General features: G+C 41.4%; 25 protein-coding genes. 6 read left to right on the plus strand and 19 right to left on the minus strand.

Annotated features, from left to right (window positions below; all coding sequences use genetic code 11):
- Positions 1-124 precede the first annotated feature (124 nt).
- Both cydB and JUF10_RS03055 read right to left on the minus strand, forming a co-directional pair.
- A complete protein-coding gene (cydB, locus tag JUF10_RS03050; RefSeq protein WP_203640774.1) occupies positions 125-1,135 on the minus strand; it encodes a cytochrome d ubiquinol oxidase subunit II in 1,011 nt (336 codons plus the stop codon).
- On the minus strand, positions 1,128-2,579 hold the full coding sequence (locus JUF10_RS03055) for a cytochrome ubiquinol oxidase subunit I (protein WP_203640775.1): 1,452 nt from the start codon (positions 2,577-2,579) through the stop codon (positions 1,128-1,130). Before JUF10_RS03055 ends, cydB begins: the two co-directional genes overlap by 8 nt.
- Positions 2,580-3,210: 631 nt before the next feature.
- Here JUF10_RS03055 and JUF10_RS03060 point away from each other — a divergent pair.
- The gene (locus tag JUF10_RS03060) at positions 3,211-4,158 is read left to right on the plus strand and encodes an NAD(P)-dependent oxidoreductase (protein WP_203640776.1); all 948 of its coding nucleotides are present in this window, start codon (positions 3,211-3,213) and stop codon (positions 4,156-4,158) included.
- A gap of 97 nt (positions 4,159-4,255) precedes the next feature.
- Here JUF10_RS03060 and JUF10_RS03065 read toward each other — a convergent pair whose 3' ends face one another.
- From JUF10_RS03065 to JUF10_RS03075, 3 genes are read right to left on the minus strand one after another with little or no spacing between them, the layout of a single operon-like run.
- Positions 4,256-4,669, minus strand: coding sequence for a protein-export chaperone SecB (locus tag JUF10_RS03065; protein ID WP_203640777.1), 414 nt, complete (start codon positions 4,667-4,669; stop codon positions 4,256-4,258).
- 24 nt (positions 4,670-4,693) lie between these two features.
- Positions 4,694-4,954 carry a hypothetical protein gene (locus JUF10_RS03070; protein ID WP_203640778.1) on the minus strand — a complete coding sequence of 87 codons (261 nt, stop codon included), beginning with the start codon at positions 4,952-4,954 and terminating at the stop codon, positions 4,694-4,696.
- A 56-nt stretch (positions 4,955-5,010) separates the two neighbouring features.
- Positions 5,011-5,586: a hypothetical protein gene (locus JUF10_RS03075; protein ID WP_203640779.1), complete on the minus strand. Its 576-nt coding sequence runs from the start codon at positions 5,584-5,586 to the stop codon at positions 5,011-5,013.
- A 276-nt stretch (positions 5,587-5,862) separates the two neighbouring features.
- On the opposite strand from JUF10_RS03075, the gene JUF10_RS14190 reads away from it, so the two are divergent.
- Complete coding sequence (locus JUF10_RS14190) at positions 5,863-7,248, plus strand: tyrosine-protein phosphatase (RefSeq protein ID WP_203640780.1); 1,386 nt, start codon at positions 5,863-5,865, stop codon at positions 7,246-7,248.
- Positions 7,249-7,350: 102 nt separating this feature from the next.
- On the opposite strand, the gene JUF10_RS03085 is transcribed toward JUF10_RS14190, so the two are convergent.
- The 4 genes from JUF10_RS03085 to JUF10_RS03100 form a co-directional block, all read right to left on the minus strand.
- Positions 7,351-7,551 carry a hypothetical protein gene (locus tag JUF10_RS03085; RefSeq protein WP_203640781.1) on the minus strand — a complete coding sequence of 67 codons (201 nt, stop codon included), beginning with the start codon at positions 7,549-7,551 and terminating at the stop codon, positions 7,351-7,353.
- A 460-nt stretch (positions 7,552-8,011) separates the two neighbouring features.
- Positions 8,012-8,668: an acyltransferase gene (locus JUF10_RS03090; protein WP_203640782.1), complete on the minus strand. Its 657-nt coding sequence runs from the start codon at positions 8,666-8,668 to the stop codon at positions 8,012-8,014.
- Between the two features lie 589 nt (positions 8,669-9,257).
- Positions 9,258-9,458 (minus strand): hypothetical protein, encoded by a 201-nt coding sequence (locus tag JUF10_RS03095; protein ID WP_203640783.1) that lies wholly within the window; start codon positions 9,456-9,458, stop codon positions 9,258-9,260.
- Positions 9,448-10,077, minus strand: a complete 630-nt coding sequence (locus tag JUF10_RS03100) for a hypothetical protein (protein ID WP_203640784.1) — start codon at positions 10,075-10,077, stop codon at positions 9,448-9,450. Before JUF10_RS03100 ends, JUF10_RS03095 begins: the two co-directional genes overlap by 11 nt.
- 694 nt (positions 10,078-10,771) lie before the next feature.
- On the opposite strand from JUF10_RS03100, the gene JUF10_RS03105 reads away from it, so the two are divergent.
- From JUF10_RS03105 to JUF10_RS03120, 4 genes are read left to right on the plus strand one after another with little or no spacing between them, the layout of a single operon-like run.
- On the plus strand, positions 10,772-11,242 hold the full coding sequence (locus JUF10_RS03105; protein WP_203640785.1) for a KTSC domain-containing protein: 471 nt from the start codon (positions 10,772-10,774) through the stop codon (positions 11,240-11,242).
- A gap of 35 nt (positions 11,243-11,277) precedes the next feature.
- Positions 11,278-11,748, plus strand: a complete 471-nt coding sequence (locus JUF10_RS03110) for a hypothetical protein (protein ID WP_203640786.1) — start codon at positions 11,278-11,280, stop codon at positions 11,746-11,748.
- Positions 11,749-11,777: 29 nt separating this feature from the next.
- Positions 11,778-12,008 carry a KTSC domain-containing protein gene (locus JUF10_RS03115; protein WP_203640787.1) on the plus strand — a complete coding sequence of 77 codons (231 nt, stop codon included), beginning with the start codon at positions 11,778-11,780 and terminating at the stop codon, positions 12,006-12,008.
- A 52-nt stretch (positions 12,009-12,060) separates the two neighbouring features.
- Positions 12,061-12,300, plus strand: coding sequence for a hypothetical protein (locus JUF10_RS03120; RefSeq protein WP_203640788.1), 240 nt, complete (start codon positions 12,061-12,063; stop codon positions 12,298-12,300).
- 372 nt (positions 12,301-12,672) lie between these two features.
- Here JUF10_RS03120 and JUF10_RS03125 read toward each other — a convergent pair whose 3' ends face one another.
- The 10 genes from JUF10_RS03125 to JUF10_RS03170 form a co-directional block, all read right to left on the minus strand.
- The gene (locus JUF10_RS03125) at positions 12,673-13,902 is read right to left on the minus strand and encodes a glycoside hydrolase family protein (RefSeq protein WP_203640789.1); all 1,230 of its coding nucleotides are present in this window, start codon (positions 13,900-13,902) and stop codon (positions 12,673-12,675) included.
- 426 nt (positions 13,903-14,328) lie between these two features.
- Entirely contained in the window at positions 14,329-15,405 is a 1,077-nt protein-coding gene (locus JUF10_RS03130) for an LCP family protein (RefSeq protein ID WP_203640790.1), read from the minus strand.
- Positions 15,406-15,548: 143 nt separating this feature from the next.
- Positions 15,549-16,607: an acyltransferase gene (locus JUF10_RS03135; protein ID WP_203640791.1), complete on the minus strand. Its 1,059-nt coding sequence runs from the start codon at positions 16,605-16,607 to the stop codon at positions 15,549-15,551.
- A gap of 295 nt (positions 16,608-16,902) precedes the next feature.
- Positions 16,903-18,321, minus strand: coding sequence for an oligosaccharide flippase family protein (locus JUF10_RS03140; RefSeq protein ID WP_203640792.1), 1,419 nt, complete (start codon positions 18,319-18,321; stop codon positions 16,903-16,905).
- A 6-nt stretch (positions 18,322-18,327) separates the two neighbouring features.
- Positions 18,328-19,446, minus strand: coding sequence for a UDP-galactopyranose mutase (gene glf, locus JUF10_RS03145; protein ID WP_203640793.1), 1,119 nt, complete (start codon positions 19,444-19,446; stop codon positions 18,328-18,330).
- A gap of 22 nt (positions 19,447-19,468) precedes the next feature.
- On the minus strand, positions 19,469-20,452 hold the full coding sequence (locus tag JUF10_RS03150; protein ID WP_203640794.1) for a glycosyltransferase: 984 nt from the start codon (positions 20,450-20,452) through the stop codon (positions 19,469-19,471).
- Between the two features lies 1 nt (position 20,453).
- Positions 20,454-21,455 (minus strand): stealth family protein, encoded by a 1,002-nt coding sequence (locus tag JUF10_RS03155; RefSeq protein ID WP_203641083.1) that lies wholly within the window; start codon positions 21,453-21,455, stop codon positions 20,454-20,456.
- The gene (locus tag JUF10_RS03160; RefSeq protein ID WP_203640795.1) at positions 21,452-22,510 is read right to left on the minus strand and encodes a glycosyltransferase; all 1,059 of its coding nucleotides are present in this window, start codon (positions 22,508-22,510) and stop codon (positions 21,452-21,454) included. The genes JUF10_RS03155 and JUF10_RS03160 overlap by 4 nt, the downstream gene beginning before the upstream one ends.
- Complete coding sequence (locus JUF10_RS03165; RefSeq protein WP_203640796.1) at positions 22,497-23,579, minus strand: glycosyltransferase; 1,083 nt, start codon at positions 23,577-23,579, stop codon at positions 22,497-22,499. The genes JUF10_RS03160 and JUF10_RS03165 overlap by 14 nt, the downstream gene beginning before the upstream one ends.
- Positions 23,551-24,843, minus strand: coding sequence for a hypothetical protein (locus tag JUF10_RS03170; RefSeq protein WP_203640797.1), 1,293 nt, complete (start codon positions 24,841-24,843; stop codon positions 23,551-23,553). The genes JUF10_RS03165 and JUF10_RS03170 overlap by 29 nt, the downstream gene beginning before the upstream one ends.
- Positions 24,844-24,871: the final 28 nt, after the last annotated feature.

The raw sequence follows: 24,871 nt of genomic DNA on the forward strand, positions 1-24,871 counted from the left end.
AGAACCCTGGCCAAGCTTTGAGACTCGACTTTTGAGGCTCAAAGTTGCCCTGAAGACTCGTGCATTTCGAGGCTTCAGGTCTGCCTCACAGGGTGGAGTCTCTGACCACCGAAGACGGCCAATGTTAAGCGTCTTGCTTTGGTGATGCCAAACGCTTGTAGAAGACCCAGTAGCTCCAGATGAAGTAGATCAGCACGATTGGCAGAATGCTAAACGTCAGGATCGTCATCAAATGCAGCGTGTACGGGGAGTTCGACGAGTTCTTGATCAACAAGGAGTAAGCGGGATTGTTGGCAATCATGACCCGTGGGAACAGGCCGTTGAAAATCAGCACAACCACGCTGACCAGTCCTAACCCACTGCCGATAAATGACAGCCATTCGTGGTTGCCCAGAACACCCCAGTAAGCCAAGCAGGTCACAATAACCAGTGCCACCACGATAGCCGTGGTGCTCAGTGGCTTCTTGTCGAAGAAGTCCGTGGAGAAGTAGAGCAAGACAGCGAATAAGACTTCACCAGCAAATAAAACGGGGTAAAGAATCTTGTTCCAAGCCAAGGCCCGGTCACGCAAGCTCCCTTCCGTCTTCAAACGGATGAAGTTTAACCCATGGACTAAGCACAGTACGGTTACGGCGACCCCACCGACTAAGGAGAACAGGTTGACGTAGTCCGTAAAGTGGGCGGTCATGTCCCCGTTTTTATCGATAGGCATCCCGGCAATCATCGAGGTGAACAGCATCCCAAACAGGAAGGCGGCACAGAAACTCCCAATAGTTGCGGCCCATTCCCAGAAGTTCCGCCAAGTATCCGTTTCCATATTAGCCCGGAACTCGAAGGAGACACCCCGGAAAATCAGGGCGGCTAAGATCAGGAACAGAATCAGGTAGTAGCCGGAGAATAAGGTGGCATACCACATTGGGAATGAGGCGAACATCGCCCCACCAGCCGTGATCAGCCAAACTTCGTTACCATCCCAGTGCGGCCCGATCGTGCGGATAACCACGTCACGTTCAGCCGTGTTTTTTGCAAAACTCTTCACGAGCATCCCCACGCCGAAGTCAAATCCGTCGAGGAAGAAGAACCCGCTAAACAGCACACCGATTAAGATAAACCAGATAAATTGCAGACTAGTCATGGTTGAACGCCCCCTTTGAGTAAGGATCGAGGTCAGTGTCGCTGGATGCGTAACCGTCAGTCAACTCGTCATCTGGACCGGCTTTCAAGACCCGGTGGCAGAGGACGATCATAACGACCCCCATGCCGGCAAACATTAAGAAGTAAACGATGTTGGTCGTCAGTAACGAGGCCACGGAAACATTTGGCGAAACCGCGTCGGCAATCGTTAACAGCCCATAAACGATCCATGGGTAACGACCGAATTCAGTGATGAACCAACCAGCGGTGTTGACGATGAATGGAAGCCACAGGCACAGGCCCAAGATGTACAGGAACCAGCGTTGCTTCATAATCGCCTGCGACTTCTTACGGTTGAAGATCAACCCCACGATGGCGAGCAAGGCAAACAGTGCCCCGGCGCCGGACATGATCCGGAAGCTCCAGAATAACGTCTTGGTTGGGACGTAGTAGTTCATGTCGCTACCGAACTTCTTATCGTATTTAGCATGCATTTCTTTGTTGATGGTGTTCATGCCTTTAACCGTCCCGGTTGTCTTGTGGTAGCTCAACAGGTTCAGCACGTAAGGCACGTCGACGGACCAAGTCGTCTTGTGTTGCTTGTTATCAAAACCAGCGACAGCAGACCATTCACCTTTGTTGGTCGAGTTCTTGTAGAGCCCTTCCATTGCGGCAAATTTCATTGGCTGGTTGTTGATTAAGTAACGGCTTTGCATATCCCCACTGGCAATGGAGCCCACGGAGAAGATGAGACCGATGACTAAGGCCACGTTCAAAGACTTGCGGTAGAACGCGACGTGATCCTTCTTGAGTAACCGCCAAGCACAGCAACCGGCGATGACAAAGGAAGCGGTAACAAAAGCACCGAAAATAACATGTGGAAATTCATTCCACAGTTGGGGGTTCCCAATCACTTTACCAAAGCTGACCATTTGAACGTGACCAGTCTTGGAGTTAATGATGTAACCCAAAGGATTCTGCATGAAACTGTTAGCAGCCAGAATCCACAATGCGGAAAGTGAAGACCCAAACATAACTAACCAAATAAATAGCGTGTGGACCCACTTGTTAAAGCGACCCCAGGTAAACATCCACATTCCGATGAACGTAGATTCCATGAAGAAGGCGGCCAAAGCTTCGATGGCCAACGGTGCGCCGAAGATATCTCCCATGAACCGAGAGTATTCGGACCAGTTCATCCCGAATTGGAATTCTTGAATGATACCGGTAACCACACCAACAGCGAAGCTATACAGGAACATTTTGCCCCAGAACTGCGCCATCTTCTTGTAGTCCTCGTCACCTTTGATGGCATACATGGTTTCCATGACGGCCACCACAAAGGCTAGCCCGATTGAAAATGGAACGAAGAAGAAGTGAAAGACAGTGGTCATTCCAAATTGAAATCTAGCTAGGCCTAGGATATCCAGACCAAGATTTAACATTTTTCTAACCTCCCCAAACGTTATGTGTGTGAATAAATAATTGCTGTCTTGGTTCTATTATATCGAGTGATAAGTCAAGTTTCAATGGTTGGGCGCCAATATCGTCAAAGTTGATGGATTATATCAGAAATTTCTACTGGGATTGTTGGTTAATTATCGTAACAGATTCTGAAATGTGTGCTAATCATTGAAAACGATCCCAAACTGTGATTAATGAATTATGGCCGTAATTTCGTAAACTCATGCTAAAATGAAGCTAATACGATTAGTAAGGAAAACGTGGTGGCGATATCCAGCTAAAAATGCTTGGTGAACGATTGCGCATGACAGTGCGTCAACGGCGCCGATTGTTGCGCCTTTAGCAGTGACCGTCACTGGCAGCTAACGATTGTCCAAGTCATGGGTAGTCCGCGACTTGACTAATTATCGGTGTCATTAGTCGATTGCCCGTGCGATTGGGTGCACATGGTTATGCCGGGCAGACCATTTGAACGGACAGTTAACAAACCAGCCGGTGAATTTTTACCACGTCTTGGCTGGTCGACCGACTACACTGCAGACGAGGTCGGTAGTCGCCCCACCCTTTCCCCACGAATCGTCACTGAACTTTAATGCTCGAGGAGGTTTTACGATGACAGAACGAATTTTAACGTTTCAGGCATTGAATCCGGACCAAACGAAACAGATTGAAGCTTTAGGCGCCGAGGTGGTCCCATTTGAAAAGATGACCGCGACCAGTGGCATTACCGCCATCTTTGGCTGGAGTCAAAAGCACGGGTTGAACGTGCTACAGGACCCGCATAACGATGTGAAATGGATTCAGACGGTGAGCGCCGGCGTGGACTATCTGCCGCTGGACTACATCAAGAGTCACGACATCAAGCTGAGCAATGCAGTTGGCGTGTACTCCCCGGCAATTGCGGAATCGACGATTGGCTACCTGCTGTACTTTCTGCGGGGCTTCAATGACGCGGTGAAGAATCAGGCGGGTCACTTCTGGCAGCCACCAGAGCGTAATGATTTGGCGTTGCTGGCGAGTCAAAAGGTCGTCATCTATGGCACTGGCAGTATTAGCCAGGATATTGCTGAATTGTTAAATGGCTTTGGCAACTACCCGTATGGCGTGAACCGCTCGGGCCGGGCGGTGGCCGGATTTGCGGGCACGGTGGCGCAGAAAGATGACGCCGGCTTGATCAAAGATGCCGATGTCATCATCAATGCAATGCCATCGACACCGGAAACGGTCGACTACTTCAACGAGGCCTACTTTAGCCAGCTGAATGGCGTGCGCATCTTCGTCAACGTTGGCCGCGGGACGTCGGTAAACGAACAGGCGTTGATCGACGGCTTGCGCAATAAGAATGTGCTGAATGCCGCGCTAGACGTGTTCAATACGGAGCCGCTACCCAAGGACTCGAAGCTGTGGGAACTGGCAAACGTATTGGTCACGCCACACCAGACGGGCTTTGCGGCCGAGAATACGGCGCCGATTTTTGGCTTCCTGGCGGATAACTTGAAGAGTCTGCAAGAGACTGGCGAGTTGAGCCAGAATGTGGTCGACCCGGCGCGCGGATATTAATTAAGACATTTAATCCAGTCGTAACATGGGTCCAAAAAGGCTGGTTGAAGGGAATCCGAACATCCCTTCAACCAGCCTTTTATCATAATCAAATAATCTAGTTATCTCCAAACGCCTCTGAAAAATTCATAGTTGGCATAACAGTTACATCCGGCTTATCCAGCGCCGTAATCATGGAAACCATCGCTCTTACATAGGGATATATCATAGCTGATCCGTTCTGCAAAATATAATTCTTTGCTTTTTCTTCATCGGTAACAGCATCATTGATTCTAAACTGTCCTAAAACTGTTATTGTTCCTATCTGATTATTTTCTTGATTAAAAAAACTAGTAGTTAACTTAATCTGGCCAATTCGCTTTTCAAAAGACATCGAACTTGCAATTTTAATATTTTGCATATCATCTTTGGCCATTTTATCTTTAAATTCTTGACTTGAATATGAGTTATACTCCAAGTTGAAAATTCTATAGCCACTCAGTCTAATCACTGGACCAATGTTTTCCGTCATTTCACTGTACCTTCTATATCTAAGCTAAGCTGCTTCACTACTATCCTTATCAGCGTTAGACCCAAGCTCAAGCTTATCAATGAGCCGACTATTCTCAAACTTTGCATGACTTAAATTGACAAAATCATTGCCAGTTCTTTCACTTGCATAACGTATTATTTGATACTCTTCATCTAAAGGAAACCCCATTTGAGAGAAGACGTTTATAAGATTCTGGTCATCGGAGTCAGTAAAATTATGAATACTGTCTAGAATTTCTTCTAAAGTTCCATTGTATTTAGCCATTCTAACTCCTCCTTTTGTGTAAGGATACCATAAGGTTTCAAGACAAGTAAAGGTCTTTACACGGCCTCTATAGACCCCTCATTTACCATATCCAAGTTTCTCACGCAAAACTCTGTTCCATTTGGAATTGCACTCATATCAAGTATCTCCCCCTTGACATGAGTATGTGTCGTCATTGATATTGCATCAACCTTGTCCAATAACCGCTTTTTCTTCATATCCCAAATATATGCTTCAATTATAGCGCCATCCAACGATTTCTGATTACCTCTGTTAGAGTACTTATCTTTTAACCTTTTCAAAGTTTTTGAACGCCTATCATCATTCACCCACTCATTGAAGTACATGACATCTTCCGGATCATTTAAGTCCAACAAATAATCCCCTGAGAAACTGACTTTAAAATGAACAACGCCTTTTACGTCAGAACCAAAATTTTGTGCAAACCTCAACGCAAGCCGACTATCACCAACAAAGCTGTACAGACCATATCCTAAAGACCCAGGTTTTCTCTTAACCTTACCAATATTAATAGTTCCAAAATTGGGTAAATATATAGCATCAAAACCGTTCTGACGGATGTGATCAGCGTTATGCTTCGTAGTTCCATGGTACAGATCCTTCATTTTCATCATTGCAAGCACCTTTAATTAGTTCGTTCAGTAACACTGCATTATAGTCCTACGTTTCTTTTACAACAACTATTTAAGATTCTCATTCCAAAGTACGGCACTGCTCACTAATTTTCTTCACGTCACCATTCTGCTTTTCTCCCTCTGCCATTCACTTAACATCTACCATCATTTACCAGCTTTACAAACTCTGTACACAAAATCTACGATTCTACTACATTGGCTTGTTACGCTAACTTAGGCATCAAAAATGTTTTCAAAATTAGGAGGAGTAACATGCATCGATCAACTATTGTTAAATCACTGAGCCTCGCTGGGGTCGTCCTATCACTGATGAGTGTCGGCGTTCCAAGTGCAGCCGCAGCAACAACTGGCCAAACACCGATAGTAACTGAAAATAAGGTTGCTGACCAAAAAGATAAGCGACAAACTGCACCGACTACCCCCGACTATTCCGCAGAAATCGCCCAATACGGTGACGTCAAGGACACCCTGATTAAAATGACCGGGACCAAGAACACCCGTGACATTGGGGGCTACAAGACCGCCGATGGCAAATGGCAGATTCGGAAGAACCGTCTGCTCCGCTCGGATAACTTGAACAAGATCAACATTGGCGATAAGCAAATTCTTGCCGACCACCACGTGACGTCAATTGTTGACTTCCGGACCAATGGCCAAATTAAGGGCCTACCTGATCAACATATCGCCGGTGTCGACTACACGGCAATGTCCATTCTGGGTGAATACGCCTTTACCGACGGTGTTGCCTTAAATCCGGATAAATTTAGCGGTGATGGTGGCTTCTACGTTCAACAACTAGAATTTAACCAATCAGCTATTCTCGGTTACAATCGCTTCTTAAACATGCTGCTTCTCAATGACCACGCCACCCTTTACCACTGTTCATCGGGTAAGGACCGGACTGGGATTGCGACCGTCCTGATCATGTCTATCCTGGGGATGGATGACAAGACCATCATGAACGACTTCATGCAATCTCGCCAAACGGGACGGACCGTTACGCAAGACTGGCTGAACGAATACTACCGTGAAATCAAGTCGCGTTACGTTACGATGAACCGCTATATCACCAACGTACTTGGTTTCTCCCGTCCACAACAAGAAAAGCTCCGTGAAATGTACTTAGTTTCAACCGATGGCACAAACACGCCATACAAGTCAAATGACACGGGTACTACGACGCCAACACCGGCACCTAAGCCTACGCCAGCGCCACAACCAGCTCCAAAGCCAACTCCAGCGCCTAGCGAAACGGCCAAACCACAACCGACCACACCAGCTAAACCTGCCACGGATACGGCCGTACCTGCTGAAGCAGTTAACACCCCTGCCAAACCACATAAGGCTAAAAAGGTTAAGGGAAAAATCGTTTCAACCAAGAAACTTCACACCAAGTACGTTTACCGCCTGAAGACCAACAAAAAGTGGTTCAAGGACGCTCATTTACAAAAGTTACTAGGCCACACCAGTAAGAAGCACAAGCAAACGACTTGGAAGCTGACCAAGGTTGAACGAATCAAGATCAAGGGTAAGACCCATACCTACTACCAAATCAAGGACCACGCGGGTCACAAGGCTTGGATTCTCAAGTCTTACGTGGTCAAAATCAAGGCGAACACAACGAACCACCAGTCATAAGCACACCGCTCCCCTTTAGAAATTACGACAAATAGAGAGCAGCTCGGCCATCCCAAGAAATGGTCGGACTGCTCTCTTTATTTTTCCACGGCATGTGGGAGCCTAAATGTGCGTCTCGCCATGATTCATTTGGTAGATAATCCCTTGAATACTATCCTCATTAATCTGGTCCGGCGAATACTTCATCATTTTTTTCTTTAGCTTCTCATTTCCGCCATCCATATTGATGTAGTCTAAAATGGCTTCTCTTTTCTCATCATCGACTTCATAAGGTAAATGATCAATTCTCTTTTTATTTTCCATGTTTTGCTTTTCTCCGTTCTCCATACTTCCAGTCAGTCCACACGTACATCCCCAATAGCACGACCCCCATCAGAGAAAGGACAATCAACGCCACATTTCCCCAGCGTAGCCCATTCCATATCTCACGTGCCTTCTCCGTCTGCCAAAGTGTCTAGTCATACTCATTCCCCCGAAAACCTTTTCAGTAAGACCGCTCACCCTATCAACGAGTGTGCTCAGTATAGCATTTTTTCTGCAACACCTCGTCTAGTCTCCCTCATCAAAGATAGCATGTGCAAATCTTCTCACCTAGCGAACAGCCATTCTGTCTAAACAATTGCAAAAAAAGAGTAATCCATCACCCGGACTACCCCTACCCTAAATTACACCGCAATATATGCAAAATCCCCATCAATCATCGCCACGAGGTATAAGTGTAGTGAGCCTATCTCGCCTAATGGCATCCCATCCACAGCAACTGCTATATCCTAGCTTTCACTTGTACATTACGCTTATTAATATAAATCGTATTAGCCGGCACGTCTTTAGTCACCAAAGTCGTCGCACCAATAACGGCTCCCGAGCCAATCGTCACGCCATCTAAAATAGTCACATTCGCCCCGATCCACACGTTGTCTTCAATCGTGACCCCCTTTTGTGCCACGCCCTGAAACTTAATATCTACCGCAGAATCAGAGAATTTATGGTTTTCCGCAATAATGGTGACGTGGGGGCCAATGAGGACATCGTTGCCAATCTCGATCATGCCCGCACAGCCAATATAAGAATTTGGCCCGATCGAGCTGTGACTGCCGATGCGAAACCCCTTTCCGATTTGGCCGACCCCGTAATAGCTACTTGGCCTAATCTGCGTTGCTCTGCCGATGGTCACGTAATCGCCAAATATTAGCAGGTCAGTTGAGAGTCCCTGGATCTCTGCGTAATCTTCAAATTTGACCTTAGCACCCACTTCGATAAATTGGCCATTTTTAACGGTCACCTGTTTCCCAACAAATAAGGCGCCACCGCTCTTCCGTAAAAAAAGTCTTCTAAAACTTCCTCTAAGTAGCTTGTGGCAGGCGGCTAATACAATTTGTATTTTAGCATGTCGTCCTAAATCAGCATTGATTCTACTCATGAGGTCACCCCAAAATTTACTGACAATTTTTCGCGTACTTAACCGCAGTCCTTTTCGGCTATCGGCCCACGCTACCAAGCAATCGTATCCCATAACCCCGCTTCATACTTGCACCGCTTATGCTACACCAAGCTAGCTTTAAAACTTAACAACTAAATCCTAAACGCTACCATTCGGACAGTAAACAAACTGCGTACAGACAGAGCTTCCCCGTTCCGTTATCGCCAACAACCAACATCAGCCAATTCAACTCACTCTCAACATCTATACTCGAATTTTAGTCTCTAATTAGCCACTCACGGCCGGTACCCAGCTCTCAGCCCTGATCATCGGTCGATTTGGATACTGATCAAGGTTGAACGAATCAAGATTAAGGGTAAGACCCACACCTACTACCAAATCAAAGACCACGTGAGTCACAAGGCTTGGATTATCAAGTCTAACGTAGTAAAGCCCAAAGCGAACACGACGAGCGCCCTGTCATAAGCACATCGCTCCCCTTTAGCGATTGCGACAAATAGAGAGTAGCTCGGCCATTCCAAGAAATAGTTGAGCTGCTCTCTTTATTTTTTCAGCGACATGCGGGAGCTTAAATATGCGTCTCGCCATGATTCATCTGGTAGATAATCGACTGAACGTTTTCTTCATTAATTTCGTCAATCGATTTTGTCAGCAACTTCTTCTTAAAGCTCTCATTTCCACCTTCCATATTTATATAGTGTAGAATGAATGCTTTATCTTCATCATTAACTTCATATGGCAAGTGATCAACTTTCTTTTTATTTTCCATGTTTTCTCTTCCTTTCCTCCACATAGACTTGAACGTCTTCTAATATGAACAGATAATTATTCATGACTCGTTGCTTTAAAAAATACTGTTTTACAAGCCCAAAGTTAACCATCTGGCTGAACTCGTAAACTTCATCGCCAACACTACTGTAGAGTTGATACTTATTTATCTCATCGTAAAAAACATAGCTTTCTAAAATATTCAGTTTTCTAAAACAACTCCCAAAGCTCACATCTTTCATCGCCTCAAGAGCTAAAGAATCACTGTATCTAGTCCCCACAAATGATTGATATTCACTATCTTCCAAAGCCTGTCGATAACTCACTACAGCATCCTCAAGATTCTTGGCAATATCATTCTGAAAGAACCGATAAGCCTCAATCGTATGATCAAACCGTGCTGCAGCCAAACTACTCCGCCGACTACGAATCGTCACCTGAAACTGCAGCAGCGCCACAACAATCCCAACTAAAGTGGCGACCGCAACGATTGGTTGCAAGACCACCATCGCCGCTGGCCAGTCAACCTTCCAGTCAGTCCCCACGTACATCCCCAATAGTACTAACCCCACCAGAAAAAGGACAATCAACGCCACAATCCCCCAGCGTGTCCAGCCCATTCTATATCTCACGTACCTTCTCCGTCTGCCAAAGTGTCCAGTCATACCCATTCCCCCAAAAATCTTTCAGTAAGACCGCTCACCCTATCAACGAGTGTGCTCAGTATAGCATACTTCCCGCAACATCTCGCCTAGTCTCCCTCATCAAAGATAGCAGGTGCGAATCTTATCGCCTAGCGAACAGCCATTCTATTTTCCAAACGATTGCAGAAAAAAAGAGCAATCCATCAACCGAATTCCCCCTACCCAAAACTTCATCATAATTACCCAACAATTGCCGTCAACCAGCACCACCAACTTTAGTGCATTGAGACTAAGTATACCATCTCTCCCGCCATATCCGCTTAACCACGGACAGTTAGTAACCCGTCCCCGCGCAACTATCATCAATCCGCTCTAATTCTAGCCGTCAACTATTTTAAATGTTAACGTGTTCCTAAACCCTGCGGCTAGTTACTGGTGCCTTAGACTCAGAGTCTAGCGGGCCGCGGTGTCACCGGGACCTTCTGACTGAGGCACTGCTGCCACTGACCGCTCACCGTCCATCGACTGTGTTTGGCACGCTTATCCGGCGATTCTGGCCGTTTTCCGCATGCCATCCCGTGGACCCGCGCCAGCCACATCCAGCCGCTACCTCCCTCTCAGCCCCGCTCATCGCTGCCCGCCAATCTGATTCACGAAAGGAAGTCTCCCCATGGAGATTACTGATTTACCAGATAACGCCGTCCGTCAACATTTTCAGCTGCACTATGACGATCTCGCGCGGCTGCTGGAGGTCCACTTGATCACCGGCGAGATCTACGTCTACCGGGACGTCACCCGGGCCACTTACCAACACTTCATCGACGCCGCACATCCAGCACTCTATTACCACAACGTCATCGCCCATCACGGCTGCATCCAGATCCGCTTCAACAGCCTACATCTCAGCGAGATTGGACGTGACGCTGCGGAAATGTTGCCGCTGCCGAAGAGCCACCTGATTGCGACGATTGCCTATGACAATGCCCAATCGCTACTCCTGGTCAACTTCATCGAGAAACGACAGCTCCTGTACCCCAACGTCCCCCGTGAAACCATCGAGATACTGCTGCACGCGCTGGACCCAGATGAATATTATAAAGAGTCGATCACGGTCAAGTACGCCTGCTGTGCCGTCAAATGACCGCCACGTGGTCGCCAATGGAGGGAACGCCGCTCATGACCCGTACACTAGAACTTGAGGAACAATCGTTGGCGAATGGCCGCTATTGGGTGCACTACACATCCGGCGCGCAGTTACTGGAGGTCCAGGTCGACCATCAGCAGATCGTCGTCTTTCGCCGCATCAGCCATAAGGTTTACCGCGACTTCGTGAAGAGCCGCCACCCGGACGACTACTATGAAATGAAGCTGCTGAAGCGCCACCATCTCAATCTGAATACCGTTGACCTGACGACCAGCGAAATCGGGGCGACGAGTGCCAAACGAATCGCGCTCCCCTGCGGCGTCTACGTGATTGCGATGACCTATGATGAACAGTTGCACGTGCTCCAATTGACGATGGCCGACCACGCGCATCAGGTCTATAGCAACGTCCCCTACGATGAGGCGATGGGCATCACCAAGACGCGGCGGGTGGACGACTACTACGATGACCATTTCGATAAACGACAGTCGCTGATGTTCTGAGGCGAATCAGTCGAAAGGAGGCCGCAAACATGGAACTTGCGGAAAGGTACGATGCGCATCGCCATTACCAGCTGCACTATCTGCCCCGCGCCCAGCTGCTGGAGGTGAAACTCAACCGGCAGCGAATTGTCGTCTACCAGGACGTGACGCCGATGACGTACCACGACTTCGTGACGAGTCCCAGCGTGAATACCTATTACCGGGACATCATCAAGCACCATAGCAGCATGACCCTGGCCTTTGATCAGGAACCGGCGTAAACCCTTGGCAACGGGCCGGCCGCAACAGTTGTGGGGAAGGCTGGTCTATAGCATGACTTATAATGCACCCACGAAACTGCTCCAACTGACGCTGGCCCACATCCCCCGCACCAAGAAACCAGATATCAATCCACGCTCGGTCATCCTGTACATCTACGCCAACACGGATAGCGCCCTGGCGGATGGCCTCCTGCTGGCCCCGGACCCGGATGAGTTCTATAGGCAGCAAATAGCCTCGAAGCCGGCGATGCAGGTTGAGGTGGCGTGGCCGGAGAAGGATTATAAGAAGTGATGGGTTGGATGGACTGGTAAAGAGGATGATAATGGCAAACAAGACTTACTGGCAGTATGTCAATTCCCCTGTGAAATCAAATCGTGTGATAATATGGTGACTATGTTCTTAGCCGCCACAATATTGGCCTAAGTTTGCCCAAAATTCATATGAAGAATCACGATTGAGGATTTTGGGGGAAACCGGCGTATATGTCCTGTAAGCAAGCCCATAAAAACAAAGAGCGCTCTCGATTTTTTGAGGACGCTCTTTGCTTTTTATACCTTCTAACCAATTATTAAATTCACTTACACTGTCCGCTACTGCTTGGACTTGTCAGGACAATGTCTCTATTAGCTTGTATCTTCTCCTAATCGCACACCTATCGTCCTTTTATCTGTGTCTTCCGCCAATATAATTTTTGTCAATCTTAATAGTATCTTGATTTAAGGCGAAGTTCCCTTTAACGAAAGGTATCCTCCTCTTTCGAGTAATAATTTTATTACCAGTAATATTAATGTCTGTCATTGGATCACTTAAATCGACACTATTTAAGAAAACATACTGAGTAGTTGGATTCACGTTTTTGAAAATATTATTTTCAATATTCAGGTTAGCCATTCTGTAGTTGGGCAACACATTATTTAAGTAAATGTAATTGCCAGAAACTACACCCCTTCGATTAATGAATTTATTATTGGTGACCCAAAGATTGTAAACATCTATAAACCGAATATTTCCCGCACCGTTTTCTGTTAAGGGCTTAGGGTCAACGACCGTATTATTCGTAAAATGAATATCATGAATAATCCCCGCTTTGCCATTATCATAAACGGCATGTTCTCCGATTGGATTTGGAGCATATGAACTAATCTGTCCAGAGACACTATAGATTGGTAAAAACCGATTTTTATTAACCGTCACATTATAAGTTGGAAGATCATCATATTTGTCCCCAGGATTTCTATATGACATTGCTATTGGGTCTGAATAATCAATTTGAATAGCCTCTTTAAAATCTTGGATTCCATTGAAGCCAACAAAAGTTGAATTGGTAACTTGAATATCATGACTACCATCAATGTCAAGATCGTGTCCATATGGCGCCTCGGCATCATAAAAGGTACAACCACTAAACGTCACATTCGTAGCGTGATTAATGCTTTGTGTGAACGAGCTTTGGCCCTTAGCAGTGTTGTCCCCCTGAAAGGTGGCTCCTTTCCATTTAACATTACTAATCCCACCATTGTACCCTGCGTTTGGGCTCGGATAAACAAAGCTGACCATGTCACCTGATGTAACACGAAATACAGCACCCTTATCAAATTCAAACGTAACATTTGAATGCAGCCTGATGGCTCCGGAGTCAAATAGATATATTCCTTTAGGCACTTTAATTGTAAGACTATCACCATTCCACTTATCTAATATACTTTGCAATGCGTTATTATTAGCTGTCTTAAAATTGCCATTTAGTCCCTGACTTTGAGCATTAACGGTAGTCGAAGCTTGAGCAACTACTGTTCCACCTGATAAAGGCTTTACTAAAGTATCACTAACCCCCAAGACAGTTACCCCAAACAGAAGTGTAATGAATAAGCTAGACTCTCCCCGAAAGTTCACTAATATCCCTCCCCTTACGAGACACTAGTATTCTAAATTGTCTCTATACGATTGTTACATGAATATAGATTTTTAGTCACTAAAGAGCATTATTCTTTTGTCGTAAATTAATTTACTAACTTATACGTATATGGCGGTCGCAAAATGTAGGAAAAGAAAAATGGCACCCGCAAAACCGAGGACGCCATTCTTCTTAGGCTAAAATTCAATATGGTCAGTTACTAGGTGCTTACCGAACTACTTGCCAAACGTTAATAGTACCTGGACCGATGGAGGAGATGCTAGTCGATTGACTGGCGCCTCCTCTGTTGTATCTATATTAGATTGTAAAAATAATAGAAAATCGTGTTCCGATTGTTACCATTACAACTAAAGTGTCCACCCAAATTACCTGAGTGGACACCACTTTTACTAAGTAATATGATTCTAATACCCGTACCCACCACCATTACTATAACCAGAATTATCAGTGGTTGATGAATCCGTGTAGGTGCTAGTCGAATCACTGGAACTAGATGATGCTTTCTTAGTTTCAAAAGCAGAAGCTAATGCAATTTTCCCAGTGTTCTTATAAGACAAACTTAGTCCATTCCGAATAAAGTTTGTGACCCGTTGTAGCTCAGACTTTTTCATCACTTCCAAGCTTTGACCATTAATTGTCTTACCCGTTCCTTGCAAATGGGTCTGCTTAATGGTACCAGTAGCTGACCGATAATCTTTTGCAATGGCCGTTAAATCATCAAAAGTCAAATCTGTTTGAACCTGCTTAGACAATGAATTAATGAAGCTTTGGTTTAGCAGCGTCGAAATCGAACCACTCTTTTTAACTAAAGCCATTAGAACAGTTCTCTGACGTGTTTGCCGACCATAGTCCCCCTGTGGATCATCGTAACGCATTCTAGAATAGGCTAAGGCTTTTTTCCCGTTCATATGAGTTTGGACACCCTTAGTAAAGGTAATTCCCTCATACTTAAAACTCAGCGTCGGCGTAACATCAACACCGCCGACTTTGTCAATGACTTTTTCCATACCACCCATGTTGATTAATGCGTAAAAATCAACTGGAACATTAAGCATGTCCTGAACTGTTGTTATAGTTGTCTTTGCTTGTCCCCAAGCGTAAGCCGCATTAATCTTAGATGGCGCAGCATCCTTGAATCCAGGAATACTAACAGCTGTGTCACGTGGAATACTTGTAATAGCTGTCTTATTTGTTGATGGGTTAATAGTAATCACCATCATACTATCCGTTCGACCTTTATAGCTCCGCCCCAAGGCACCAGTATCGGTTCCCAGTAAGAGAATCGATATCGGTTTTTTACCTTTCAACTGACCATTCACATCACGTTCCTTAGTCAATCCTGCTGCCTTAAAAGAACTATTCACCGAGCTTTTAATATTCCGATAACGTGTCATCCCATAAGCTGCACCGCCAACCAGTAATAGCAAGATAATAATTAATATTGTATTACGGAAAGTGTGTCGCTTTCTTCTATGTTGCATTTAAATAGCCACCCTTTCATGCTCCTCAAAATATAATCTAATTATACGTCAAGCCAAACAACTATTGTGCAAATACAAATAAAATTTACAAATACTTTTTCGGCCATGTCCCTACATTAAAGCCACTATATCCAAATAAACAATTAAAGTTTGTTCTCCCAATCTAATTGCTTATTATTCCTAATCCTTGTGAATAGCCAACTCCTTCCCGATTCCAATAAAATAACTATCAAGAACATTCCAAGCGATAGAGTCAATAAGCAACCCAATCCCAGCCAAATATTCAGTTGATTTAGAAAACTAAGGCTTGAATGCAAAATCTTATGGAAGAAGAAAGGATTAGAATCCACCAAATATACAGCGAAAGTTAACGGTGAGATTTTCTTTAATATTTTTTTTGTTCTCACATGGCTAACTTTAATTCTTGTAAAAAGAATAAAAAGCGAAATGGATTGAATGATAACAATTGGGGAAGTATACTTGATCCATTCAGATGGTTGGCCCAAATACTTGATTGAAACATACTCTCCAACTAGAGAAGTAAAGACACATAATAAGCATGTAAGGATCAACCACTTGTTCGGAACGACTTTTCTAGAAAAACGACTCTTTTTTATCATTCCTCCAGTTAAGTACATGATTATTAACCATAAGGCAGAGTATCCACCTTCCAAGAATAAGTTACCTAAAAAACCCGCACTTGCCGATAAGATTAACAGCGACAAAACAATCTTTTGCAAGTACTGTACGCTAAGCACTCGAATACCTGCATTTAAAAACGGTGCAAGAATAAAAAGTACTACGTAAGCGTTAAAATACCAATATTGATTTGTCAATATTGGGAAAAAGGACTTAACTAAGCCGACAATATCAATTTCTTTCAAACTCAACATTAAAACAACCGTCGGGATGGCCGACCAAAAAAATACTACTTTCCATAATTCCAAGAGCTTAGCTGGCCTAATTTTCCTATCCACAAGTAAATACCCAGATATCATCGCAAAAATATTAACTGCGACAATCATAACATTTTCAACTAACCAATACGTTAGATTAGAAAAGCTTGTGTCATTTTCTCTTAATATTCCGCCAGCCAATAAATTATGTAGAAATACAACCATCAACATTGACAAAATGCGTGCAATATCAACACCATAAACCCTATAATCTCTTTTTAAACTCTTTTTATCTGAAATATCCATTGAATTCTGTCTCCTCCTGCACCTATTAGCTCATTTTTACTATTGCCACTTTCAACACGACATACCAGAAACTACTTATAAAATTTTATATCCAGAATGCTACATTAAAGGGTAGGATAGCTGACCGTATTGAAATTAGAGCATGGAAAGAAGGATGGCGCCCTCAAAACCCGAGGACGCCATCCTTCTTTCCATGCTCTAAGCGGCCTGTATTTAGGTTCTAAAATATCTGTTGTTAGTAATCATTTTATTTGATTGCCGGCAGCGGATTTTTCATCATCCTAAAAATAATATCTTACTTATTTTTCAATAGCGCTTTCGCATCGTCGATTATTTTAACTCTAAAAATAACCAATAATGCGCTATAAACAAATACTCCTGCTAAAATTTCTAAAACCAACATTAGCCAAGAGATTGGTAATATCCTATCTAAGCTCAGAATACTAACAAACATTACTATACCACTAACAAGATACTTAGGAACTTCTAGAAACAGCTGTTTATAATTAACTTTATTTTTAATCACTAAGAGTTGGTACCCTGTAACTATAAGCTCCGAAAATACGGTAGCAATCGCAGTTCCTACAGCACCCCAAAGAAGGATCAATGGGATATTCAATAAAATATTACTTAGTGCACCCCAAACGACAGAGGCTGTATATAATTTGACCTGTTTTGTGGGCAACAAATACTGTGTTCCGATTACATTACTCCAAGCAATTAAAAGAATCACAGCTGATTCAATCATCATTAGCGGAATGACTGCAGTAAACTTAGCTGAAAAGAACAGTGGTACAAACTTAGGAGAAATAGCCGCTAATCCAAATGCCATTGGTACTGAAAGTGCGGTTACAAAATCAAAGCTTTTATACAGATAATGTAACGTCTTTCGGTACTCCCCATTGGCAAAAGCACTGGCGACATGTGGCAACATCACAGTTCCAGTTGCCGTCACAATGGCTAAAACCATCTTGATCATCTTATCTGATTGATCAAAATACCCAGCCGCCTGAACAGATATCATAGAGCCCAGCATCGTCTTATTCACCACCAGGTAAACTTGTGTCGCAATTTGTGGAATGAATAATATAAGTGAAGGCCTAAAATGCCGCCAGATATGCAATTCCCTTCTCGTAGGGCGTGTAATATAACGTCTCAAATTAGGGAACAGCGTTATATTCCCAATCAATACGGATAGTGATAATATCACTATATAGACTGTCAAGTCTTCCTTCGACTTGACAAACGTAAATATACTAACTAACGTGATGATCTTAACAATCAAATTTCTCAATACTGTAACTGCAAAATTTTCTAATCCCATGAAAAACCAAGAAATATCAAAAGCAGCTGCAATTATAGAAATAGACTGAGCGAGGTAGTAAAACTGATACTGATTAACCATTAGTAAAAAAAGAATAAATATTCCATATGCGACAATAATTGTTATACCACGCATATAAAAAATCTCATAAAATGTATTCGTTAATTTCTGTTTATCTTTGCGAACAAAAGCAATTTGTCTATTTCCATACAAGCTAACACCTATACTCCCAAACAAAACAAAATACTGAATAATTGAATTTGTATAAGAATTAATTCCGACCCCGGTTGGCCCTAAAACTCGAGCTAAATATGGGGTTGTAATCAAAGGTATTATTAATATGAATACTTGATAAGAAGCATTATATAAGTAATTCTTTACAACCCGCATTATTACCTAATCTCCGAACTCTTGTTTAACCACCTGTAAGGCCGCCATAATGGTTTGATCCATATTATAATATCTATACTGCCCTAAGCGACCACCAAAAATAACATTTGGTGCCTTTTCCGCAGCCATTTTAACATAATCCGCATACAGAGCTTTGTTCTTCTTATTATTTATCGGATAGTAAGGGTCATCTCCACGCTGCCAAGTTTTGGGATATTCATGAGTAATTACAGTCTTTCCTTTGTTCCCCTTACCAAATTCAAAATGTTTGTGTTCAATTACTCGCGTAAATGGTGTCTGTGCATCTGTATAATTTACAACAGCATTTCCCTGATAATTTTCACTATCAATGACTTCCGATTCAAAACGTAGACTACGATATTCTAACTCACCTAAAGCATAATCAAAATATTGATCAATCATGCCCGTAAAAATAATTTTAGTTCTAGCATCCTGATATTCATCTTTTTTATCAAAAAAATCTATACCAGTTTCTACTGTAATTAAATCATTCTCTAGGAGTTTTTCAATAATCTGAGTATATCCACCTACTGGAATCCCTTGATATGGATCACTAAAATAATTATTGTCATACGTAAATCTAACAGGTAATCTTCGAATAATAAACGAAGGTAACTCCGTAGCTGACTGCCCCCATTGTTTCTCCGTATAACCTTTAACTAATTTTTCATAGACATCTGGTCCAACCAAAGAAATCGCTTGTTCTTCTAAATTTTGCGGCGTTCCTGATAAATGCACACTTTTTTTCTGCTCTTCAATTTTTGCCTGAGCCTCTGCAGGTGTTTTGACCCCCCATAGTTTATTAAACGTATTCATATTAAACGGAAGATTGTAGATTTCACCATTATAGTTTGCAATTGGACTATTTACGTAGTTGTTAAACGTTGCAAATTGCTGCACATATTCCCAGATATTTTTCATTTTGGTGTGGAAGATGTGTGCCCCATACATATGTACCTGAATACCTTCAATTTCTTTCGTAAAAATATTTCCACCAACATGGTTCCGTTTTTCAATTACTGATACATGCTTTCCTCTTAAAGCCGCCTCGTGTGCAAATACAGACCCAAATAGTCCTGACCCCACTACCAAATAATCTGTCATAAATAATTCCCCTTTTTAAAAACTAATTTTTAATTGCTTTATTTGTGTAATTACCATTTCTTAGTTTTTCTTCAATGACTTGAACATTATCCAGCATAACATTATAGTCATGACTAGACACACTCTCTATAACCCGATCAAGATCTTCCAATGATTGAAGCGTCAACCCCACATTATTGTCTCTAACAAAATCTGCTAAAGCTGCCTGATCCCAAATAATAACCGGTAATCCTGAGCTTAAATATAACGATACCTTGTGTGGATTATTAATTTTCATATATTCACCATAAAGGCCAGAACAGGTTGAGACCGAATCACCATCCCAAACCAAACCAAATCCTGCATTCAATTTTCGAGGAACTTCTTCTGGTGTATACATGCCCAAATACTTTACATTTTCAGGATAATTTTTTTTAGGATTGGGGCCCATTATATTCACTGGAATTTTTGTCTCTAATTTCGTCAGAAAAACTGATTTATCGAGGTTACCTGCAAATTGTATTTCTCGTTTAAAATCAGCTCTTTTCCTCTTAGTAGGATTATCATAATCAAATATCTCGAGTTCTACAATCTTAATGTTAACACCATTATTTCTTAACCAGTTCGTCATCTGTTTATTATGAGAAATCAATTTATCAAATTGATTAAAAAAACTAACTTCCTTCTGAATCGCATTTTTATTTGTCTTCTCAAGGCGAAATGATTCTACATCATGTATAAGTATTACTTTCTTAACATCAGTATGCCTCAACACTGCCATAATATATCTAGAAGTTATCTTACTATACATTGGGTACTGAAACACGAACGTGCCTTTTTTTATTCCCTTCAAACTTATCAGGACATTAATAAAGCCAAAAAGCAATCGTAAGATTTTGTTCTTGGAAACTGAAACTTTTACAGTGTGAAAACCACTTTTCTTAAGAAAGAAGGTAATATCTGCTTTGGCTTTCGATCCAGCTGAATTAGATTGTCCTGCGTTTACTTCTAAAACATAGTTGTTCATATCAAACTTTCCTTTCAAAAATGCTAGTTTTCGAAAATTTGGTTTGTAAGCTTCTGTTTAATTCTTTTGAAAAGTACTCAAACTCACTCATACTTTCTTCATCATTAATACACATTACTTTTATCTTTCCCTTGCTTAATTCCTTGCTCCATAACTCAATTTGTGATAAATAAAAGTATTTGCCAAAAGGCAGTTTTTGAACAGAAAAGTCTCCTGTCATTAATCGCCAGTATCGAATCAACCAATGACTAACGTCAGTATTTTCCCTAAACTTATGTGAAACCGTTTGAGATAATAACTTTTCTTCCTCAAGCCACACTGTTTCAAATTCTGATTTTGTGTATGCTGTCGGTATATGAAAGTCTAGAAACCCGGTAAATCGTGAAAAAGGGAGTAAGATAATGTTATTCAAGTTTTTTCTACCATACTTAAAATTGAAAATTTTAAGTGGATTTTTAATTTCAACTACTTTTTTGCTAAAATGATTATTAATCGGAATAACATTATTGAGTCTAATCCGGTCAAAATCTGATTCTGGAAAAATTGGACTGAAAATAGCAGCATCAACTGGCCGACCATGTACAAAAAAATCTTCCGGTTCCACAACTCTATTTAATATAAAATCATCATTAAACAACACAAAATGATCACTTAGTCCCGGTATTTTGTGTACATTTAACTCAATCGCATTAGAATTAAATGTTGGCAAATACTTTTTATCAATTATCTCCTTATGATCTATCACCTTAACCTTGCCATTGGTTTGTAACCAATTTGGCCGCTGACCATCTGTTACCAAAAATATATTATTTACCCAAGATGCATATTGTTCAATTGATCTAAAAAGATACTTAAGTGTTCCATAATCTCTATATCTATTATCGCCGGCTTGTGATTTAGTAAAAACTCTATCTTTAGAAAATTTATTTTTCTTTAAAAGCCAGTCCTCATCATTACTATCAACCCAAGTTATAACAAAATCAATTTTTTTCCAAAATATCACACCGTTTCGTTTATAGAATTCTCCACCCCTTCAACAAATCTCCGAATATAATTATCTTCATACAAGTTATTCAAACTATCTGCAATATTTTTATAATTAGGATTTCGAACCGCAACGTTCAAGGCCCTCAAAAAATCATTACAGTCCCCAGTAATGTATAACTCACCATTTATTCCATTTTTAACAATGTCACTTGGTCCAACCGGACAGTCCGAAGACACACACGGCAATCCTCTACTAATTGCTTCTGCTAATACCATTCCAAATCCCTCAAACCTTGAAGTTAGAAGCAGCACATCTGCGGACTCAATATAACTCCAAGGATCACTACGCCAACCATAAATACTAATTCTACTTGAAATATTTAATTGTTGTGCTAATACTTGTAACCTCTCAGTCTCTCCAGAGCCAAATACACTTAAATGCCAATCTGCAAGATATTTTGATAATCCCACTAGCATTTCACGCATATTTTTTTGCTCGTCTAATTGAACTCTGCCAATATAGACTAGCTCTACAACTCCTGACGTCTTTCGCATCACCTGATTATTTTGTTTGGCAACCGGATTATATATTACTTCAATTCGATCAGCTGGTACTTTAAGTTCAATCAATTGATTCTTGATTTCCGAACTAATTGCTAGGTGATAATCTGCCATTACTAGATATTTTGTATTTATAAAGTTTGCATCAAATATAGAAAAATGCATCCAAGATACAACCTTATATTTCTTTTTAAAAATCTTCTTGATAAGAGTAGCTATCAAAATTTGTCCAGTACCCAATACTAAAATAACATCTGCATCTGACTTAAAATAAAACATAGCTGACTTTAACAACTTTACAATTTTACTACTATTTTTTACAATACGATAATTACGCAAATTAGAACTTTCACTAAACCAGCTCGCGTCGCTGTATTTTCCGGTTAATAAAACATTAAAAGTACAATGTTCACCTATAAATGCATTATTCAATACATAAGAAACTACAGTTTCAGTACCTCCTCGTCCAGACAAATTTTGTGCTGAAATATCTACTTCAATCTTCTTCATATATATTCCTTACTTCTTCAGCGATTGTTTTAATACTGTACCCATTGTCTTCCCACTCTTTGTACTTGTTCCCGTTTTCTGATGTCCTTTGTGCATTCATTATCTCAGAAGACCACCGCTCAACATTGTAATCATCAACAGGTAAGAACTTCGAACTTCCACTTACATCAACAGACTTGGGTATACGTTCTGCTAAAATACATGGAAGCCCATTGGCCTGTGCTTCCAAACCCACGATTCCAAAAGATTCATACAAAGATGGGAGAGTAAATACATCCGCAGCCGAATATATTTTAGAGACATTCACCTGTTCTCCGGTAAATATTATAGAGTCAGTGAGACCCAAATCGGTCGTCAACTTTTTATTTTCTTTCAAAAGTGGCCCATCACCAACCAAAACCAATTTATAATTAGAATTTTGATTACAGATTGATCTAAATACTCTTATTAAAAACGCTTGATTCTTTTCCTTAGTAAAGGCTCCTATATTTAAGATTAGCCGTGTTTCATCTGCGACATTATACTCATTTCTAAAGATCTTTCTCTTTTCAGAATCAAAACGATATTTAACGAAATCAATTCCATTTATAATCACTGTAAAGTCTTTGTCTCTACCAAATAGAAATAGTCCGGCTTGCTCGCTCGCAGCTAAAGCAATGTCACAATGTTTAATCAAATAGTTATGGAAAAGTCTATGCACTATCGGATGATTTGTCTGCACTCCGTGCGCATGCACAATTATTTTTCCTTTTACATGCTTAACAGCAAATAATTCTACACAAACCGTACTGCTATTTCCATGTATGTGAACTACATCATACTTCTTACTTGATACGATTTGCCGAACTCTCCAGATATAAGGCAATAATGCCTTTTTTCGACTCTTAATAACAAATATATTATCTCCATTATCTAAAATGCTCTTCTTAAAAGCAGGATCAATATACTCATTCACAATAAAGTCAAACTTCAGATTTTTACGATTCATATACCAATAATAATTCATAATAACCGTGGCCATACCATTTCTATCCATACGGTTAGTACATATAATCAATACGTTTTTCATAATGCCTATCTCCAGTACTAATAGCCCACATCCAACCCAATAAAAAGATGAAAATATACAAATTATATATTATTGTAAAAGTAAAAATATAGACAATTCCAACTGGTATAATCCACTGCAAACTTTTATTTTTAATGAAATAGATTGTTGCTCTAATCATCGGAAAAAGATAATACAATACCGTCATAATAATCCCACCGCCGGCGAGTGACTTCATTATTCCTGAGCTGAAACCAGTATTCCCACCAATATTCCATCTTGCCGGATTCATATTCTGAATTATGCCAAGATCGTTTGACATTCCAACACCAAATATGAGATTTTCTCTCCAAGTTATAAATCCTGCTTTAAAATCATCTTGTCGAACCGAGATAGAGTCCATGCCCTCACTAAACTTAGATTGAAGAATATACTCTACAGTAAGAAGTCCTAGAATTACGACAACAATCAAAAAAGGCATTAAGATATTTTTATATCTAGACTTTAATATTTGCTTTATAGCTTCAAAAAAAACAATTCCCACAACCAGAATCACTCCAGTTGTGGACGCCGTTGTAATTATTGTAAACATTAAAATATACTTGATCAATTTGTTTGAATGCTTAATCGCCAGTTCAACTAGTAATGCTGTTGATAATACGAACGAATACATTGGAGCCTCTGAAAAAATACCAGTATTTCTGACAAAGTTCACCCCGAAGAACTGAATTGGCGATTGGGATTGAGCATACAGATGGAAGTATACGGGAACACTATGTACTCCACCCCAATTTATTGATAGCTGCGTCCCACTGCCAACAAGCGAAAAAACAGAACATAGCAACCACAATACAATTGAAACAACAGCATAGCCCGCAACTAGATTCTTAAAATAATTCAACAATAATAGAGGGTTTTTCAAATTCTTTAACAGCAATGACCACATAAAAAAAATAACAATCAGGACAAAGTAAGTTATTATATCGCGCTTAGAAGGCAGCGTGCTACTTATAACCATGCCAAGAAATATACTCCCCATTCCCAAAACCATAAAAAGAGTATACTTACTAATATTCACTAATCTTGTTATGTTTCCATAGCTATTAATGACAATTGTTAACAACGTCAATGCTATTAAGAAACCGACAAAAATGTAAAATGCTTTTTTAAAGTTTCCATTGTATTCAGTGTAAAACACACTCTGGCTCTGCAAAAACAAGCATACCGCCCACAAAAATGAAACCATCTTAACACTGCTGTTAACTGAGTGGTTTTCCATCGTCATTATATATTTCTCCCTTGAGCCATAAGAA

Source organism: Levilactobacillus andaensis (genome assembly GCF_016861695.1).
Lineage (GTDB): Bacteria > Bacillota > Bacilli > Lactobacillales > Lactobacillaceae > Levilactobacillus > Levilactobacillus andaensis.

Excerpts from the sequence above, each read along its gene's own strand:
- cydB (WP_203640774.1), bottom strand. The coding sequence starts at position 1,135 with ATGACTAGTCTGCAATTTATCTGGTTTATCTTAATCGGTGTGCTGTTT.
- JUF10_RS03055 (WP_203640775.1), bottom strand. The coding sequence starts at position 2,579 with ATGTTAAATCTTGGTCTGGATATCCTAGGCCTAGCTAGATTTCAATTT.
- JUF10_RS03060 (WP_203640776.1), top strand. The coding sequence starts at position 3,211 with ATGACAGAACGAATTTTAACGTTTCAGGCATTGAATCCGGACCAAACG.
- JUF10_RS03065 (WP_203640777.1), bottom strand. The coding sequence starts at position 4,669 with ATGACGGAAAACATTGGTCCAGTGATTAGACTGAGTGGCTATAGAATT.
- JUF10_RS03070 (WP_203640778.1), bottom strand. The coding sequence starts at position 4,954 with ATGGCTAAATACAATGGAACTTTAGAAGAAATTCTAGACAGTATTCAT.
- JUF10_RS03075 (WP_203640779.1), bottom strand. The coding sequence starts at position 5,586 with ATGAAAATGAAGGATCTGTACCATGGAACTACGAAGCATAACGCTGAT.
- JUF10_RS14190 (WP_203640780.1), top strand. The coding sequence starts at position 5,863 with ATGCATCGATCAACTATTGTTAAATCACTGAGCCTCGCTGGGGTCGTC.
- JUF10_RS03085 (WP_203640781.1), bottom strand. The coding sequence starts at position 7,551 with ATGGAAAATAAAAAGAGAATTGATCATTTACCTTATGAAGTCGATGAT.
- JUF10_RS03090 (WP_203640782.1), bottom strand. The coding sequence starts at position 8,668 with ATGAGTAGAATCAATGCTGATTTAGGACGACATGCTAAAATACAAATT.
- JUF10_RS03095 (WP_203640783.1), bottom strand. The coding sequence starts at position 9,458 with ATGGAAAATAAAAAGAAAGTTGATCACTTGCCATATGAAGTTAATGAT.
- JUF10_RS03100 (WP_203640784.1), bottom strand. The coding sequence starts at position 10,077 with ATGGGCTGGACACGCTGGGGGATTGTGGCGTTGATTGTCCTTTTTCTG.
- JUF10_RS03105 (WP_203640785.1), top strand. The coding sequence starts at position 10,772 with ATGGAGATTACTGATTTACCAGATAACGCCGTCCGTCAACATTTTCAG.
- JUF10_RS03110 (WP_203640786.1), top strand. The coding sequence starts at position 11,278 with ATGACCCGTACACTAGAACTTGAGGAACAATCGTTGGCGAATGGCCGC.
- JUF10_RS03115 (WP_203640787.1), top strand. The coding sequence starts at position 11,778 with ATGGAACTTGCGGAAAGGTACGATGCGCATCGCCATTACCAGCTGCAC.
- JUF10_RS03120 (WP_203640788.1), top strand. The coding sequence starts at position 12,061 with ATGACTTATAATGCACCCACGAAACTGCTCCAACTGACGCTGGCCCAC.
- JUF10_RS03130 (WP_203640790.1), bottom strand. The coding sequence starts at position 15,405 with ATGCAACATAGAAGAAAGCGACACACTTTCCGTAATACAATATTAATT.
- JUF10_RS03135 (WP_203640791.1), bottom strand. The coding sequence starts at position 16,607 with ATGGATATTTCAGATAAAAAGAGTTTAAAAAGAGATTATAGGGTTTAT.
- JUF10_RS03140 (WP_203640792.1), bottom strand. The coding sequence starts at position 18,321 with ATGCGGGTTGTAAAGAATTACTTATATAATGCTTCTTATCAAGTATTC.
- glf (WP_203640793.1), bottom strand. The coding sequence starts at position 19,446 with ATGACAGATTATTTGGTAGTGGGGTCAGGACTATTTGGGTCTGTATTT.
- JUF10_RS03150 (WP_203640794.1), bottom strand. The coding sequence starts at position 20,452 with ATGAACAACTATGTTTTAGAAGTAAACGCAGGACAATCTAATTCAGCT.
- JUF10_RS03160 (WP_203640795.1), bottom strand. The coding sequence starts at position 22,510 with ATGAAGAAGATTGAAGTAGATATTTCAGCACAAAATTTGTCTGGACGA.
- JUF10_RS03165 (WP_203640796.1), bottom strand. The coding sequence starts at position 23,579 with ATGAAAAACGTATTGATTATATGTACTAACCGTATGGATAGAAATGGT.
- JUF10_RS03170 (WP_203640797.1), bottom strand. The coding sequence starts at position 24,843 with ATGACGATGGAAAACCACTCAGTTAACAGCAGTGTTAAGATGGTTTCA.